At 34.4% G+C, this 16,698-nt stretch carries 14 protein-coding genes; 8 read left to right on the plus strand and 6 right to left on the minus strand.

The genetic code is table 11. From position 1 onward, the window contains the following. Positions 1-47: 47 nt before the first annotated feature. On the minus strand, positions 48-686 hold the full coding sequence (locus E0I26_RS08395) for a rhomboid family intramembrane serine protease (RefSeq protein WP_131916044.1): 639 nt from the start codon (positions 684-686) through the stop codon (positions 48-50). Between the two features lie 115 nt (positions 687-801). Between E0I26_RS08395 and E0I26_RS08400 the strand changes: the two genes are divergently transcribed. Further along, on the plus strand, positions 802-1,671 hold the full coding sequence (locus E0I26_RS08400) for a lysophospholipid acyltransferase family protein (protein ID WP_131916045.1): 870 nt from the start codon (positions 802-804) through the stop codon (positions 1,669-1,671). Between the two features lie 110 nt (positions 1,672-1,781). On the opposite strand, the gene E0I26_RS08405 is transcribed toward E0I26_RS08400, so the two are convergent. The 4 genes from E0I26_RS08405 to E0I26_RS08420 form a co-directional block, all read right to left on the minus strand. Next, positions 1,782-3,269: an aminotransferase class V-fold PLP-dependent enzyme gene (locus tag E0I26_RS08405; RefSeq protein ID WP_131916046.1), complete on the minus strand. Its 1,488-nt coding sequence runs from the start codon at positions 3,267-3,269 to the stop codon at positions 1,782-1,784. Between the two features lie 231 nt (positions 3,270-3,500). Continuing rightward, the gene (locus E0I26_RS08410; protein WP_131916047.1) at positions 3,501-4,082 is read right to left on the minus strand and encodes a porin family protein; all 582 of its coding nucleotides are present in this window, start codon (positions 4,080-4,082) and stop codon (positions 3,501-3,503) included. Between the two features lie 33 nt (positions 4,083-4,115). Continuing rightward, complete coding sequence (locus E0I26_RS08415; RefSeq protein WP_131916048.1) at positions 4,116-4,892, minus strand: zinc metalloprotease; 777 nt, start codon at positions 4,890-4,892, stop codon at positions 4,116-4,118. 90 nt (positions 4,893-4,982) lie between these two features. Then, positions 4,983-6,026, minus strand: coding sequence for a hypothetical protein (locus E0I26_RS08420; protein ID WP_131916049.1), 1,044 nt, complete (start codon positions 6,024-6,026; stop codon positions 4,983-4,985). A 258-nt stretch (positions 6,027-6,284) separates the two neighbouring features. Here E0I26_RS08420 and E0I26_RS08425 point away from each other — a divergent pair, with 258 nt between their 5' ends. From E0I26_RS08425 to E0I26_RS08440, 4 genes are all read left to right on the plus strand, one after another. Continuing rightward, entirely contained in the window at positions 6,285-6,800 is a 516-nt protein-coding gene (locus tag E0I26_RS08425) for an RNA polymerase sigma factor (protein ID WP_131916050.1), read from the plus strand. Positions 6,801-6,861: 61 nt separating this feature from the next. Beyond that, positions 6,862-7,776, plus strand: a complete 915-nt coding sequence (locus E0I26_RS08430; RefSeq protein ID WP_131916051.1) for a FecR family protein — start codon at positions 6,862-6,864, stop codon at positions 7,774-7,776. Continuing rightward, positions 7,763-10,300 carry a TonB-dependent receptor gene (locus E0I26_RS08435; protein ID WP_131916052.1) on the plus strand — a complete coding sequence of 846 codons (2,538 nt, stop codon included), beginning with the start codon at positions 7,763-7,765 and terminating at the stop codon, positions 10,298-10,300. The genes E0I26_RS08430 and E0I26_RS08435 overlap by 14 nt, the downstream gene beginning before the upstream one ends. A gap of 234 nt (positions 10,301-10,534) precedes the next feature. Further along, positions 10,535-11,101, plus strand: coding sequence for a PepSY domain-containing protein (locus E0I26_RS08440; RefSeq protein WP_131916053.1), 567 nt, complete (start codon positions 10,535-10,537; stop codon positions 11,099-11,101). 103 nt (positions 11,102-11,204) lie between these two features. On the opposite strand, the gene glmM is transcribed toward E0I26_RS08440, so the two are convergent. After that, complete coding sequence (gene glmM / locus E0I26_RS08445; RefSeq protein WP_131916054.1) at positions 11,205-12,593, minus strand: phosphoglucosamine mutase; 1,389 nt, start codon at positions 12,591-12,593, stop codon at positions 11,205-11,207. A 119-nt stretch (positions 12,594-12,712) separates the two neighbouring features. On the opposite strand from glmM, the gene E0I26_RS08450 reads away from it, so the two are divergent. From E0I26_RS08450 to ggt (E0I26_RS08460), 3 genes are read left to right on the plus strand one after another with little or no spacing between them, the layout of a single operon-like run. Continuing rightward, entirely contained in the window at positions 12,713-13,297 is a 585-nt protein-coding gene (locus E0I26_RS08450) for an acyl carrier protein phosphodiesterase (RefSeq protein ID WP_131916055.1), read from the plus strand. Further along, a complete protein-coding gene (gene ggt / locus E0I26_RS08455; RefSeq protein ID WP_131916056.1) occupies positions 13,294-14,979 on the plus strand; it encodes a gamma-glutamyltransferase in 1,686 nt (561 codons plus the stop codon). Before E0I26_RS08450 ends, ggt (E0I26_RS08455) begins: the two co-directional genes overlap by 4 nt. A gap of 14 nt (positions 14,980-14,993) precedes the next feature. Then, positions 14,994-16,679 carry a gamma-glutamyltransferase gene (ggt, locus tag E0I26_RS08460; RefSeq protein ID WP_131916057.1) on the plus strand — a complete coding sequence of 562 codons (1,686 nt, stop codon included), beginning with the start codon at positions 14,994-14,996 and terminating at the stop codon, positions 16,677-16,679. The last annotated feature ends 19 nt before the right edge of the window (positions 16,680-16,698 follow it).

Below are 16,698 nucleotides of genomic sequence, written 5' to 3' on the forward strand. Positions count from 1 at the left end.
TATATAATTTAATTAATTGAATTGATTTCTAAACAAAAGTTGTGCCATTATAGCTTTCCCATTTTTTCCATCATAAAAAGAATAACTATTGGAATAGCTAATAATATCACCATCAAAGTGTGATCTACTAACAAAGTAGGTTCTTTGAGCAATGTAATCAAATAACCTCCTACAGCGCCTCCAAAATGAGCCGTATGTCCAATATTATCATTCTTAGCCTTCATACCGTAAATGGAATACAATAAATAAAGGATTCCAAAAATATAAGCAGGCATTGGGATAATAAAAAAGATTCCCAACATCATATCCGGCTGTAATAATATTGCTGAGTACAAAACTCCGGTTACCGCTCCAGATGCACCTACAGCTCTATAACCATAATCATTTTTATGAAAAACCATCGTCAGTAAACTTCCAAAAATTAAACTTCCAAAATAAATCAATCCAAAAGAAAAAGCACCTAAATAACTAATGACTACTGGCGCAAAAAACCAAAGCGTCAACATATTAAAAATCAAATGGGTCATGTCAGCATGAAGAAAACCTGAGGATAACATTCTAATTTGTTCTCCTGCCCGAATACTCCCAACATGAAATTCATATTTTCTAAAAAAAGAAAGGTCGTTAAACCCCTTGTAACTAATTAAAACATTTACTACAATTATTGCTATTAAAACGGTATTCATAAAGTGTGTTTATTGTGAATTGTAAATATAGTCATTCTAAAATACCGATACAGTAAGCGGTCAAAATTAATATCAATCTACATTTTTGACTTATATTTGCAAGAAAAATAACGGCATGCAATTTCTTGTTTTTATCTTGACCTTTCCGCTTTTATGGATTATTTCCATTCTGCCATTTAGGGTTTTCTATTGGTTTTCTGATTGTATCTATTTAATCGTTTATTATATTATTGGCTACCGCAAAAAAACGGTTAAATATAATTTAGCCTTGGCTTTCCCCCATCTTAGTGACAAGGAACGTCTTGTCATCGAAAAAAAATCATACCACCATTTGTGTGATATGTTTTTAGAAATGATAAAAACGATGACTATTTCATCAGATGAGATGAATAAAAGATTTGTGATTACCAATATTGAATTGGTGAAAGAATTCGAAGACAAAGGAAAAAGTACCGTTTTATTGGCATCCCATTATGCGAGTTGGGAGTGGTTATTGTCTTTCAACGCTAAAACAAATTTTAAAGGAATAGGCGTTTATAAAAAAATTGCCAATAAATACTTTGATAAACTGATACGAGACATTCGATCCAAATACAATGCTGAATTAGTGGAAACAAAAAAAGCGATTCCGTTGATGGCAGAAAATCAAAAAAAGGGTATTCTTAGTATGTATGGATTAGCCAGTGATCAATCTCCAAAATTGAATAGAGCCTTTCATTGGGATAAATTTATGGGTGTAGAAGTGCCTGTTCATACCGGTGCCGAAATGCTTGCCAAAAAATACGATTTGAATGTTCTTTTTGTAAAAGTAAAAAAAGTAAAAAGAGGTTTTTATGAAGCTACTTTTGTACCCATTACAGATAATCCCAGATCAATTCCTGATTTTGAAATTACCAGTACCTTTTTACGAGAAGTAGAAAAACAGATTCTGGAAGCTCCTGAATATTATTTCTGGACGCATAAAAGATGGAAACACAGAAGATAGTGTTCCGTTAGCAGTATTCAGTCAAGGTGTTCAGAAAAAAAATCACTTATCATAAACAATAGTGTTGTATGATAAGTGATTTTTTTTTAACTCTTTTAAAACGGCAACAATTATAAAGAAAACCAGTTTTTTACCAATTCATCTTCTAAAGGTTGTGCATTCTTATTTATAAACTCATTGGTGGCAGGATTATAATCATAATCCAAAGCCCACGTTTTATGATTTTCAGCCAATGCTTTTATTCCGTTACAAACAAATTCAATTTCGGTATTTGTAGTTGTAGGATGAATAGACATTCTAATCCAGCCCGGTTTTCTGATTAAATCTCCAAGAGTAATTTCGTCAATTAATTTATGGGATGTTTCCTGGTCTACGTGCAATAAAAAGTGACCGTAGGTTCCTGCACAACTGCAACCGCCACGGGTTTGAATTCCGAATTTATCATTCAGTAATTTCACACCCAAGTTAAAATGCAAATCTTCCACAAAGAAAGAAATCACCCCTAACCTATCATGGTGCTGTCCTGCAAGAATTTTAATATTGGAAACATTTCCTAATTCCGAAAAAATATAATCTACTATTTCGTGCTCTCTTTTTAAGATATTTTCAATTCCCATTTGCTCTTTCAACTGAACAGCCAATGCAGTTTTTATTACCTGAAGAAACCCCGGAGTACCACCATCTTCCCTATCTTCAATATTATCGATGTATTTGTGTTCTCCCCAAGGATTCGTCCAACTTACTGTTCCGCCACCCGGATTATCCGGAACTAAATTTTGGTATAATTTTTTATTAAAAACCAAAACTCCACAAGTTCCAGGTCCGCCAAGGAATTTATGAGGCGAAAAGAAAATCGCATCCAAATAACTTTCCGCATCTTCAGGATGCATGTCGATTTTCACATAAGGTCCTGAACAAGCAAAATCCACGAAACAAAGTCCGTTGTTTTGATGCATTATTTTCGCCACTTCATGATACGGAGTTCTGATTCCCGTAACATTCGAACAAGATGTGATCGAAGCTATTTTAAAAGGTCGCTCTTTATATTTTTCTAATAACAATTCAAGATTTTCTATACTGAATAAGCCATCTTCTGAAGAAGGAATAACTTCAACATCAGCAATGGTTTCTAACCAAGACGTTTGATTCGAATGGTGCTCCATGTGCGAAATAAAAACAATTGGTTTCTTTTCGGCTGGGATAGTGATGAAATTTTTTAAGTTTTCAGGAACTTTTAAACCCAAAATACGCTGAAATTTATTAACAACACCTGTCATTCCTGTTCCGTCAGTAATCAAGACATCGTCAGCACTGGCATTTACGTGATGTTTGATAATATGGCGCGCCTGATGATACGCTTTCGTCATTGCTGTTCCCGAAACCGTAGTTTCTGTATGGGTATTGGCCACAAAAGGACCAAATTGATTCATTAATTTTTCTTCAATAGGACGATACAAACGACCACTCGCCGTCCAATCCGTATAAATAATTTGTTTTCGTCCGTAAGGAGATTCAAACTCTTGATCTATTCCGATTATGTTATCGCGAAACTGTTGAAAGTATTGCTCTAATTGTGTTGGTGCTACTTTAGTAATCATTCTATGTCTAATTTGAGTTCAAAGATATTGATTTTTACTAAATAGTCATTTTCAAATTTTGTTAATACTGATGATTAAGTAAATTTATAAACATGGTCCAAATGAAAATCATACTTTGACCACGAAAAAAACTGTTTTTATATTACCAATTCTCTTTATTTTACTTTCGAAAACACTTAAAAAAATGCCCAAGAAATTTTCTTGGGCATTCTATTTTTAAAGCTATTTAAATTACAAATCAAACCCTAATGAGAATTGCCAAACTCTGTTTTGTGCTTTGCCTTCATCATACAAATCTCCTAAACCTAAATGATAGCGCACTCCTAAACTGATACCAGAATCGGTTTTAAATCCTCCTCCAAAGTTAACTCCCCAATCAAAATTATTAGGATCATACTCTTGTGAACTACTAAAAAATCCATCATATTCTTCTTTATGCGAAACTGCCAAGCCAATTTGTGGACCCGCTTCCAAAAAGAAATTTTGAGAAGGATAGGCTTTAAGCATTAGCGGCAAATTGATGTAATCCAATTTTTGCGTAAAAGTCCCACTGCTATTTGTTATTTCATAGCCTTGTTGAGAATACATTAGTTCAGGTTGGATAGAAAAGCTTTCGCTAATAAAAGACTCGCCATAAACTCCTATATGAAAACCGTGTCGTTGTCCTGTTTCTCCATCTCCGTCAAAACTTACGGCTGCTAAATTATAACCTCCTTTTATTCCTCCATTCGATTTAGGAATAGTATTGTCCTGTGCATTTATTGTTGTTATTATACCAAAGAATAAAGCTATTGTTATATATTTTATTTTCATCTGTTTCGTGTTTTAATTATTCAAATTATACTTTTATTTTCCTCCGTTGGCTCGAAGGTCTGCAATACATTGCGCATCTAATTGTGGAGCAGCATCACCTGAAACCATATTTCCAATACCGCTTCCAGTTTCGGATGACCAATACATTAAACAGGTATTTACATTACAATGTTTTGGATGTTCTGCATCTTCATGACTGCTTTGCAAGGCTGTACCAAGGTTCGTCAGTCCAAGAATATGTCCAAATTCATGGGTAATCACTGTAGTCTCTAATACGTTTCTACTGGGTTTAAATGGACTGTCGCTCAAACCTTGAATAGTTTGTTCGAAAATAACAAAAGAAGTATTTCTATAAGCCGTTCCTAGAATAACTCCTGTATCAGTGTCTTTCGAAGATTTCCCATCTGCAAAAAATGCCCAAACTGCTATTTGATCCGAAGTGTTGTATTTTGTTCGGTTAGCATCTTCAATACTTACAATCTCTGCATCAGTATAAGGTGAATTTCCCGGTGATGGTATAGATCGCTTTATAACATTAATACCGTTTGGCTTGTAGGTTCTTGCCGTAAGAAAGGTCACAAAATTACTGATCGCTGTACTGCTTGGCTCAAAACCGGCTACATACACCACTTCAATAATCATACTCTTAAACTTTTTATCAGATAATAAATCGTTAGAAGAACTTCCCGTTTGCTGTTTATTCGCGTTAGGATTTACTGCAACTGAGTTATCTATGGAATCATCTTCTTTTGAACAGGATGCTACTGACAGGAACAAACCTATAATTAGTAGAGTAATTACTTTTTTCATTATTATTTTTATATTATATATTTATTTTAAAGAACAGCTACAATGCGTTTAGTAGCTGTTCTTTGAAAAAACTAACCAATCTAAACCAACTTATATTTGTTTCAACACTAATGTTAATCCTGCATTAGTTGTACTTTGCAATGTGATTGTCGAAGCAGTAAAACTTGTTACTTTCCAAGTATTATTCAATAAAGCAAACGAAGCATTTCCTGAAAAATTTAGTTTTAGAAAAACATTTAATTCCGATTTTACCGCATAAGTCCCATTTACTGTTGTATTCAATAGATTTATGGCTGTTACCGATAAATTATTTGCAAAATCTATCGTAAAATCTTTATAGTTTGTTGCTGAGTTTACTCCTGCATTTACAAATGAATCTACTTTAAACTTACCGTTAACCAAAATCGTTTCTAATTTTTTTCCATTTTGAACTGCTTCTGCCATCGCTGCTTCTGTTTTTAGAGATGCAGTAATAGCTGCTTGTAATTCAGCATCACTTGAAACAGTCAGTTTTGTTCCATCCGCAATTGTCACTGAAACTGGGTAGTTTACCGAAAATAATTCCGTGCTGCTTACATTAGACATATACGCATATAATTGTTGTTCGGATGTGATGACAACACTTCCTGTTTGTTGAAAACTTAAATTATACGTAAAAATTGTAATTGGGAAACTGATATTTACAGAAGAAATTGCATCTTGACCAGAAGCCTCGGCAGAACTACAAGCATTAAGAATAGCATTATACTCGGTTTGATTAGTAACGGTGACCTCTGTATAATTACTTAATTGAACTCTTAAAGGAAATTGTAATATTACTGAATCTTGGTCATTATTAGACTGTGCCAAAATTTCAATAACCCGTTGATAATCTAATTTAGTCGACACAGCAACCTGAACTCCATTCACTTTTGCAATAGCGGGTAATAGGATAGAAGAACATGATGCTCCATCCAAGAAATCATCAAATGAACCATCATACATCGAAGTACGTTTCAGATTACTTGTTGTAGTTGAATTAGCCGAATTGGTATTTGGATTTTCTCCTTCTACCTCATCTACTTCACTTTGGCATGATGTAAAACCTAAGATAGCCATCAATGCAATTCCTGTAACAATTTTTAATGTTTTCATAATTTTCAAATTTAATGTATTTTTATATTTACAAGCGATGTTTTTAGCGCCTTTCTATTAGTAAGACAACTACGCTTATTTTTACCCTACCAAAATTTTAAAAAAAATATAAAATTTTACAAATAAATTCATAAAATACTACAAATCAATCAATTATATTTTAAACTATTTTTCATAAAAAAGCAATTATAATTAACGCAACTGCTTTTTGAAAAAATAATTTACATTTACAACCTACAAAAAATGAATTAATACTCAATGAGCGACGAAAAAAGTACACTTTGCGAAGAAAATCACTTTAGAGACTTTTACTTAAAGCACGTGCAATCAGCAAATAATTTTGCGTATTACAAATGTGGTGATGATGAAGCTGCATTAGATTTGGTACAAGATGCGTTCACTAAAATTTGGGAAAATTGTTCCAAAATCGACTTTAGTAAAGTCAAAACGTATTTGTTTACCAGCATTAATAATTTATTCCTGAATAACATAAAGCATCAAAAAGTAGTATTAAGGTATGCTAAAGATGCGCCTAACTTAGATACGAATAATCAAAGTCCCGAATATTTATTCGAAGAAGAAGAATTCAAACAAAAACTCACAAAAGCAATCGCATCATTAAGCGAAGTACAACGGGAAGTATTTTTATTGAATCGAATAGATGGAAAAAAGTACCGGGAAATAGCTGAATTACTCGATATTTCTCAAAAAACTGTAGAAAAAAGAATGTCTGGAGCACTCCAAATTTTAAAAGCCCAAATAGAAAATATATAATTAGTCATTTAGCTGTAGGGTAATTTAAAAGTTAGTTGTCTTATAAACATAGAGAGATAAAATGAAAACCGAAAAAGAGATATTAAAATGGTTGAATAATGAGCTTTCAAGCCAAGAAATTGAAGATTTGAAACAATCCGAAGATTTGCAAACACTTGAAAAGATAGCTCATTATGCATCACAATTGGAAACTCCAAAAGTAGATGCCCACGCTGCTTTGGAAGCTTTTAAAGCCAGAAACCATTCTAGAAAGAAAACAAAAGTCAGAACTTTAAACTTCAAGGCATTCTATAGAGTTGCCGCAGTTCTGGTCGTTATGTTAACCTCTGCTTATTTCTTGTTTTTTAATAACATTACCTCATTTGAAACCCAAATAGCACAAACAAAATCAGTAACATTACCGGACAATTCTGAAGTGATATTAAACTCCGCTTCAAAATTAAGTTTTAACGAAAAAAAATGGGCTGATAAAAGAGCTTTAACGTTAGAAGGAGAAGCTTTTTTCAAAGTTCAGAAAGGCCAAACTTTTAGTGTAAACACAACTGCGGGAGTCGTTACCGTTTTAGGGACACAATTTAACGTAAAAGAGCGCAAAAACTATTTTGAAGTAAATTGCTACGAAGGTTTGGTGAGTGTAACATATAATAACGAAACTATTAAATTACCTCCCGGAAAAACATTCCGAGTTATAAATGGCACCATCGAAAATGTTGAAGATTTTGATGCCCAAAATCCTTCGTGGATTCAACAAGAATCAAGCTTTAATAAGATTCCATTAAATCAGGTTATTGCAGAATTGGAGCGTCAATATGATATAAAAATTAAAGTGGAGGGTGTCGATACTTCAAAACTCTTTACGGGAAGTTTTACACATACTGATAAAGAAATAGCGCTTCAGGCGGTTACAATTCCGCTTAAATTAAGTTACAAGATTGAAGGCAAAACCATTATATTTTACAACTATGGTGTTAAATAAATGGCTGATTTATTTTCTCCTTTGCATTAGCAGTATTTGTTATGGACAAAATACAGCTAAAAAAACACCTTTGACTGAGGTTATCATTTCCATCGAAAAACAATTCAATATCAAATTTTCGTATGCCGTTGAAGATGTGGCCACCATTACAATTGACAAACCAAATGCTTCTTTTACGTTACAAGAAACTATTGATTATCTAAACTCGAAAACGCTTTTAAATTTCAAAGCTTTAGACAATCGATATGTTACCGTTTCAGTGTTAAACAAAACAATATCAGTTTGTGGCATTGTTTTTTCCGATGAAAAAAAATCTCGTTTGATTGGTGCTTCAGTACTTGTAAATGACATCGAAAAAAGTACAATAACCGATAAAAACGGTACATTTAGCCTGCAAAATATTCCGATTAATGCAACGCTGACCATTTCCTATTTGGGTTTTGAATCCAGACAGTTTTCTGCTAACGAATTGTTTTCGGCACAAAACAATTGCAAAGACATTGTTCTTTCCACAAAAAACGAAGAGTTGAATCAGGTTTTGATAAATGTCTATTTAACGCCTGGATTACAAAAATACCTGGATGGAAGCACCGTTTTAAACACTAAAAAATTCGGTATTCTTCCCGGATTAATAGAACCTGACATTTTGCAATCCGTTCAAGCGCTTCCCGGTGTTGAAAGCACCAATGAAAGTATTGCTAACATCAACGTACGAGGCGGAACTAATGATCAGAATTTAGTGCTTTGGGATAATATAAAAATGTATCATTCCGGTCATTTCTTCGGGTTAATATCTGCTTACAATCCAAATCTTACCAATAAAGTTATCGTCAGTAAAAACGGAACAAGTGCTGAATACAGTGATGGCGTTTCCAGTACTATCAATATGTATACGAAAGATCTGGTCACCAATACCTTTTCTGGTGGCGCAGGAATTAACTCCATTAGTGCCGATGCCTTTTTAGAAATTCCAATAACTAAAAAATTAGAACTTCATATTTCAGGACGTCGATCGATTACTGATTTGTTTAAATCACCAACCTACACTAAATACTTTGACCGTAGTTTTCAGGACACTGAAATCAATGCCGATAGTGACCAGAATAATACGTCTTCTGATTTTTACTTTTATGATTATACCGCTAAATTACTTTTCGATTTGAATGAAAAACATCAATTCAGAGCGAATATTATTGGTATTAATAATGCATTGGATTATTCCGAAAGCCGCATTACAAATTCAAACGAAACCCAATCTAAAACCAGTAATTTATCCCAGAAAAATATCGGTTACGGAGGAAATTGGAAAGCGCAATGGAATCCAAAATTAAGCTCAAACGTCATCACTTACTTTTCCAGATACAATATTGATGCTACCGATTACAGAGTAGAAACGGATCAGCGCTTAACCGAAGCCAATGAAGTTTTGGAAACTGGAGCTAAACTCAACACCTATTACAAAACTAATGACAACTTAAATTTCTTGTTTGGGTACCAATTCAATGAAACGGGAATGTTAAACCAAACCACCGTTAGTGCTCCGTTTTACTCTAGCACTAAAAAAGATGTTTTGTTGAATCATGCCTTATTTTCTGAGGTGGAATACAATAAAAACAATACCTATTTAAGAGTTGGATTGCGTTTGAATTATTTTCAAAAATTCGAAAAGCTTTTGGTCGAGCCAAGAATAAACATTCGACAAAAATTATCAGATCAATTTGCTTTAAAATTAGAAGGGGAATTTAAAAATCAATCTACTACTCAAATCGTGGATTTTGAAGATGATTTTCTTGGTGTCGAAAAAAGACGCTGGGTTTTAGTAACCGATAAAGACATTCCAATTGCAACGAGTAAACAAGGCTCTTTTGGTGTGGAATTCAATAAAAACAAACTAAATATTGAGGCTACAGGTTTTTATAAAATTGTTGACGGCATTACGGCTTCTAATCAGGGTTTCTATAACAGTTTTCAGTTTACTAATGCGAATGGAAGTTACACTGCTAAAGGTTTTGAATTTTTAGCCAATAAAACAGCGCGTCAATATAGTGTTTGGGTGAGTTACACGTTTAGTACAAACGACTATGAATTTGATGCTTTTATACCTTCAACTTTTCCTAATAATGTAGATATAAGGCATTCAGTATCGCTAGGTTTTTATTACGACATTCTTAAAAATCTAAAAATAGCTGTTGGCGGTGTTTGGAGAAATGGGCAGCCGTATACAAAACCAATTGAGGGAAATGAAACCGTACAAAACGGAAATAATACCATGGTAAATTATGATTCTCCAAACAATGAAAACTTAGATGATTTCATGCGTTTAGACGCTTCTTTAAATTACAATTTCAACCTGTCACAATCTATTAAAGCTTCGGTTACTGCCGGTGTCATTAACGCAACAAACCAGAACAATCTGATCAATCGCTATTATAAAGTCAATCCAAATGACTCGAATGATGCTATTCAAGTAGACAATAAATCCCTTGGCTTAACGCCAAATATAAGTTTTAGGGTGAATTTTTAATATTTGCCTTAACTTTTAAGTAAATTTATAATTTTACCCTTTGTCAAGCTCAAAACTGGCAACAATCGGTTTCAAATGTATTCCAATAAATTTTATGATGAATTATAGAGATCGCTTTGTATATTCGCAAATTCTTACTTTTTATAAAAGGTATAGCCCTCGATTTACACAAGCAATTATACTATAAGTAAAGGAGACCTTAGCCCATATTGAAATCAAAACACAGAAATTAAAATGACCGAAAATAATCAAAGGAAACAACAAGCTAAATTGCTCAGGGTATTCAGGAAAATTCACCGAACAACTGGAGCTTTTTTATTTATTTTTTTCTTTTTTGTTTCCGTGACCGGAATTCTGTTAGGTTGGAAAAAAAATAGTGGCGGGTTGCTGCAATCAAAATCATTTCAGGGAACTTCAGTACATTTAAAAGACTGGCTTCCTATTGACAGTTTACACAAAAATGCCTGCAAAATTTTACTGGACTCTATTTCAAAAGACGCAACGCTGGAACTGGAACGAATTGAGATTAAAAAAGATAAAGGAATGGTGAAATTTATTTTTGCCGAAAACTTTTGGGGAATTCAACTTGACGGGGCAACAGGGCAATTATTACATATTGAAAGAAGACGGTCTGACTTTATTGAAAAGGTACACGATGGATCAATTCTTGACGATTATTTCAAGACTGGCAATGGACTTATTAAACTGGTTTACACCACCATCATGGGACTGGCACTTTTGATATTTACCATCACAGGATTCTGGCTCTGGTATGGACCAAAGAGGATGAAACGAAAATAACGAATCTGTAATAATCTAAATTCAAATCCGGTTCAGGATAAGACAAAAAAAAGCCTGTTCAATTAATCGAACAGGCTTGCTATATTTAATTTTTAGACTACTCTTATAATCCAGCCACTGCTTTAATTTCGTCAATAATTCTAAGTGCCAAAGCATCCGCTTTTTCTTGTGAAGCCGCTTCGGTATAAATACGAATAATAGGTTCTGTATTCGATTTTCTTAGATGAACCCAGTTTTCAGCAAAATCAATTTTCACACCGTCAATAGTGGTAATATCTTCATTTTTGTATTTCTCAGTCATGGCAACAAGAATCGCATCAACATCAATTTGTGGTGTCAATTCAATTTTATTTTTACTCATATAATATTCAGGATACGAAGCACGCAAAGCAGAAACTGTCATTTTTTTGTTGGCCAAATGCGTTAAAAACAAAGCTACTCCCACTAAACTATCACGTCCGTAATGCAATTCCGGATAAATGATTCCGCCATTTCCTTCACCACCTATTACAGCATTATTCTTTTTCATCAATTCCACTACATTCACCTCACCCACCGCACTGGCTTCATAGCTTCCGTTATGCATTTTAGTCACATCACGCAAAGCACGGGAAGAAGACATATTCGAAACGGTGTTTCCTGGTGTTTTACTCAAAACATAATCAGCGCAAGCTACCAAAGTATATTCTTCTCCAAACATTTCTCCGTCTTCGCAAATGAAAGCCAAACGATCTACATCTGGATCAACTACAATTCCTAAATGTGCTTTTTCTTTTACTACCAATTCTGAAATATCAGTCAAATGCTCTTTCAACGGTTCCGGATTATGAGGAAAATGTCCGTTTGGTTCGCAGTATAATTCTACTACTTCAACGCCCATTAATTCCAATAATCTTGGTATAATAATTCCTCCAGAAGAGTTTACGCCATCAACAACTACTTTAAATTTAGCCGCTTTTACCGCATCGATATCCACTAAAGGTAAATTCAATACTTCATCAATATGAATATCCATGTACGCATCGTTAATCATAATGGCTCCTAAATCATCCACATCCGAGAAATCGAAAGCTTCCGCTTCAGCAATTTCAAGAATTTTAAGTCCTTCTGCACCATTCAGGAATTCTCCTTTTTCATTCAATAATTTCAAGGCATTCCATTGTTTTGGATTGTGGGAAGCCGTAAGGATAATTCCACCTTCCGCTTTTTCTAACGGAACAGCAACTTCAACAGTTGGCGTTGTTGAAAGACCCAAATCAATCACGTCGATTCCTAAACCAATTAAAGTGTTTACCACCAAATTGTGAATCATTGGTCCCGAAATACGGGCGTCACGACCTACAACAACTGTGATTTTTTCTTTTCCAATATATTTTTTCAACCAAGTTCCATAGGCCGAAGCAAATTTAACTGCATCAACAGGTGTCAGATTATCACCAACTTTACCTCCTATTGTTCCACGAATTCCTGATATTGATTTTATTAAAGTCATTGATTATTATTTTAAATTTTGAATTATAAATTTTAATTTGTCCACAAATATAATAATTGGCGGTTTATAAAAGTCATTTAGAATTCAAAATTCATCATTTAAATTCCTAAATTAGGCGAATGAATTTTTTAGCACACATCTATCTTTCCGGTGACAATGATTTAATCAAAATTGGCAATTTCATGGCCGATGGAATTCGTGGAAAACATTTTGAAAGTTATCCTTTAGAAATTCAAAAAGGAATCATTCTGCATCGTGCCATTGACACTTTTACCGATGCGCATCCCATTTTTAGACAAAGCACCAAAAAACTACATGAAAAATACCATCATTACGCCGGTGTTATTGTAGATGTTTTTTATGATCATTTTTTGGCTAAAAATTGGAACACATATTCTGATGAGAGATTGGAAGATTTTGTAGCACGTTTTTACCAATCTTTACAGGATAACCATATCATTCTTTCGGAAAGAACCAAGGGAATGATGCCTTACATGATTGAACATAATTGGCTGGTGAGTTATCAAACAGTCGAAGGTATTAATCGAATTTTGACGCAAATGGATCAACGCACCAAAAACGAATCTAAAATGCGGTTTGCTACTAATGAACTTTCCGAATTTTATCTTGAATTTGAAGATGAATTCACCAATTTCTTTCAAGAATTAATCCTATTTTCGAATACTAAAATAACCACCTTATGAAAAAAATACTTTTTCTCCTTGCCTTTGCCGTTTTAGGTTGTAAATCGAATGAAAAAACGGTAGAACCAACTGGTTTAGTAACTTCAAAAGCCATGGTAGTTTCAGCTCGTGAAGAAGCTTCGCAAATAGGAGTTGAAATCATGAAAAAAGGCGGAAATGCTTTTGATGCGATGGTTGCCACAGAACTGGCTTTGGCAGTTTCACATCCACAGGCAGGAAATATTGGTGGTGGCGGTTTCATGGTTTTCAGAAAAGCCAATGGCGAAACTGGAGCTATCGATTACAGAGAAAAAGCACCTTTGGCAGCCTCAAAAGATATGTTTCTGGACGAAAAAGGAAATGTAATAGAAGGCAAAAGTACAGCAACCGCTTTGGCATCTGGAATTCCGGGTACCATTGCAGGAATATTTGAAGTACACAAAAAATACGGTTCTTTACCCTTAAGTGAGATTCTGAAACCTGTAATTGCCTTGGCAGAAAGAGGCGTTGTTGTCACTAAATTTCAAGCCGAAAGTTTGGCTTATTACAGAGCTTCCTTTATAAAAAGCAATGGAAAGAATAGTTTGTTTTCCAAAGCATATAAAGAAAATGATACCATAAAATATACTGCATTAGCAGCAACATTAAAACGAATTGCCAAAAACGGTCGGGATGAATTTTACAAAGGGGAAACAGCTCAAAAGTTAGTTGCTTTTCTTGCTAAAAAAGGTGGCAATGCTACATTAGAAGATTTAAACAGTTATAGTGCCAAATGGAGAACTCCAATTACTTTTCAATATAAAAATTTAAAAATCACCTCGATGTCTCCACCAAGCAGTGGCGGAATTTGCCTGAATCAAATCATGGAAATGATTGAGCCTTTCAATCTTTCACAAATGGGACACAACAGCGTAAAAACGATTCAAGTTATTACAGAAGCAGAACGTAGAGCGTATGCCGACAGGAATTATTTCTTGGGTGATCCTGATTTTGTAAAACTTCCGATAAAAGAATTACTAAGTCCATCGTATTTAGAAAAAAGAATGAGTGATTTTTCATTCGATAAAGCTTCTAAATCTTCTGATATTGCCCCTGGAGAAATTAAAGGTTATGAAAGCAAGCAAACCACTCATTATTCCATTGTAGATGCTGCTGGAAATGCTGTTTCGGCAACAACCACTTTAAATGATAATTATGGTTCTAAAATATATTGCGATGAATTGGGTTTCTTTTTGAATAATCAAATGGACGATTTCAGTGCCAAACCAGGAGTTCCAAATTTATACGGATTGACTGGAAGTGAAGCCAACAGCATTGCTCCCGGAAAAAGAATGTTGAGTTCCATGACACCAACGATTGTAGAGAAAGACAACAAACTGTTCATGGTTGTAGGTACGCCTGGAGGTTCCACCATTATCACATCGGTTTTACAAACGATATTAAACGTGTATGAATTTGATATGAGCATGCAAGAAGCGGTAAATGCACCACGTTTTCACCATCAATGGTTACCGGATGAAATTACTTTTGAACCAAATTCATTCGATAAAGAATTATTAACCAATTTGAAGAAAAAAGGATACATCATCAATGAAAAAAACAAAGAAATCATTGGCGAAGTCGATGCTGTTTTGGTATTACCAAATGGTAAATTGGAAGGTGGCGCAGATAAAAGAGGTGATAATAAAGCCGTTGGTTTTTAAATTTTAATATTCGAATGAAAAAAATTATTATTCTATTGAGTCTTCTTTCTATTGGTTGTAAAACCCAAAATGTAATGGTCCAACCCACTGGACTTGTTGCCAATGAAGCAATGGTTGTTTCGGCACGCGAAGAAGCTTCCAAAATTGGAGTTGAAATCATGAAAAAAGGCGGAAATGCTTTTGATGCGATGGTGGCAACCGAATTGGCTTTGGCAGTAGCTTATCCTTATGCAGGAAATCTTGGCGGTGGCGGTTTTATGGTGTATCGCAAAGCAAACGGTGAAATTGGTTCTTTGGATTACCGGGAAAAAGCACCATTGGCATCCACAAAAGACATGTTTCTGGACGAAAAAGGAAATGTTATAAAAGGAAAAAGCACAGAATCTCCTCTTGCCATTGGAGTTCCTGGAACGATTGCCGGAATTTTTGCAGTTCATGAAAAATTGGGTTCCTTGCCTATCGAAGAAATTCTGAAACCTGTAATTGAATTGGCAGAAAGAGGGGTTATTGTTACCAAAAAACAAGAAGATCGATTGGCTGCTTATCGAGCAAAAATCATAAAAGTAAATGGTGATAAAACGTTATTTGCAACTGCTTTCAAAGAAAATGATGTAATAAAATATCCTGCGCTGGCAACTACATTGAAAAGGATTTCAAAAAATGGCAGAAATGAATTTTACAAAGGGAAAACTGCTGAAATATTAGTCAAATATCTTCAGGAAAAAGGAGCAATAATCACCTTGGAAGATTTGGCTAAATACGAAGCCAAATGGAGAACGCCACTCACTTTCGATTACAAGGATTTAAAAGTGATTTCTATGCCTCCACCCAGCAGCGGCGGAATATGTCTCGCTGAAATATTCAAAATGATAGCGCCTTTCGACCTGGCTAAAATGGGACATAACTCAACGGAAGCCATTCAAGTTATTGTGGAAGCCGAAAGAAGAGCCTATGCAGACCGAAGTTATTATCTGGGCGATCCTGATTTTGTAAAAATTCCTTTGAAAGCATTAATGGATGATGATTATTTGAAACAAAGAATGTCAAATTTTAGTTTTGAAAAAGCCACTTTATCATCGGATATAAAAGAAGGAAAAGTAAATTATAATGAAAGTACGGAGACTACCCACTATTCGATTGTGGATCAATTTGGTAATGCCGTTTCGTCAACTACAACATTAAATGACGGTTATGGATCCAAATATTATTGTGATGAATTGGGCTTTTTTCTCAACAATGAAATGGATGATTTCAGTGCCAAACCAGGTGAACCGAATATGTTTGGATTAGTGGGAAATGAAGCCAACAGTATTGCGCCTCAAAAAAGAATGTTGAGTTCCATGACGCCAACTATTGTAGAGAAAAACGGGAAATTATTTATGGTCGTGGGTTCTCCGGGCGGTTCTACAATTATTACATCAGTATTGCAAACGATATTAAATGTTTACGAGTATCGTTTGAGTATGCAAGAAGCGGTAAATGCACCTCGTTTTCACCACCAATGGTTACCTGATTTAATTACTTTTGAACCTAATACTTTCGATACAAAAACCTTTGAAAACTTGAAATCAAAAGGATATATCATTAATGAAAAAACAACACCTGTAATAGGAAAAGTGGATGCTATTTTGGTTTTACCAAATAAAAAACTCGAAGGTGGTGCTGATTTTAGAGGAGACGATAAAGCGGTGGGGTTTTAGGTTATGGGTTTTGAGTTAT

Source organism: Flavobacterium rhamnosiphilum, assembly GCF_004349195.1.
GTDB classification, from domain to species: domain Bacteria; phylum Bacteroidota; class Bacteroidia; order Flavobacteriales; family Flavobacteriaceae; genus Flavobacterium; species Flavobacterium rhamnosiphilum.

Excerpts from the sequence above, each read along its gene's own strand:
- glmM (WP_131916054.1), bottom strand. The coding sequence starts at position 12,593 with ATGACTTTAATAAAATCAATATCAGGAATTCGTGGAACAATAGGAGGT.
- E0I26_RS08430 (WP_131916051.1), top strand. The coding sequence starts at position 6,862 with ATGAAAACCGAAAAAGAGATATTAAAATGGTTGAATAATGAGCTTTCA.
- E0I26_RS08450 (WP_131916055.1), top strand. The coding sequence starts at position 12,713 with ATGAATTTTTTAGCACACATCTATCTTTCCGGTGACAATGATTTAATC.
- E0I26_RS08400 (WP_131916045.1), top strand. The coding sequence starts at position 802 with ATGCAATTTCTTGTTTTTATCTTGACCTTTCCGCTTTTATGGATTATT.
- E0I26_RS08435 (WP_131916052.1), top strand. The coding sequence starts at position 7,763 with ATGGTGTTAAATAAATGGCTGATTTATTTTCTCCTTTGCATTAGCAGT.
- ggt (WP_131916056.1), top strand. The coding sequence starts at position 13,294 with ATGAAAAAAATACTTTTTCTCCTTGCCTTTGCCGTTTTAGGTTGTAAA.
- E0I26_RS08395 (WP_131916044.1), bottom strand. The coding sequence starts at position 686 with ATGAATACCGTTTTAATAGCAATAATTGTAGTAAATGTTTTAATTAGT.
- E0I26_RS08410 (WP_131916047.1), bottom strand. The coding sequence starts at position 4,082 with ATGAAAATAAAATATATAACAATAGCTTTATTCTTTGGTATAATAACA.
- E0I26_RS08405 (WP_131916046.1), bottom strand. The coding sequence starts at position 3,269 with ATGATTACTAAAGTAGCACCAACACAATTAGAGCAATACTTTCAACAG.
- ggt (WP_131916057.1), top strand. The coding sequence starts at position 14,994 with ATGAAAAAAATTATTATTCTATTGAGTCTTCTTTCTATTGGTTGTAAA.
- E0I26_RS08440 (WP_131916053.1), top strand. The coding sequence starts at position 10,535 with ATGACCGAAAATAATCAAAGGAAACAACAAGCTAAATTGCTCAGGGTA.
- E0I26_RS08420 (WP_131916049.1), bottom strand. The coding sequence starts at position 6,026 with ATGAAAACATTAAAAATTGTTACAGGAATTGCATTGATGGCTATCTTA.
- E0I26_RS08415 (WP_131916048.1), bottom strand. The coding sequence starts at position 4,892 with ATGAAAAAAGTAATTACTCTACTAATTATAGGTTTGTTCCTGTCAGTA.
- E0I26_RS08425 (WP_131916050.1), top strand. The coding sequence starts at position 6,285 with ATGAGCGACGAAAAAAGTACACTTTGCGAAGAAAATCACTTTAGAGAC.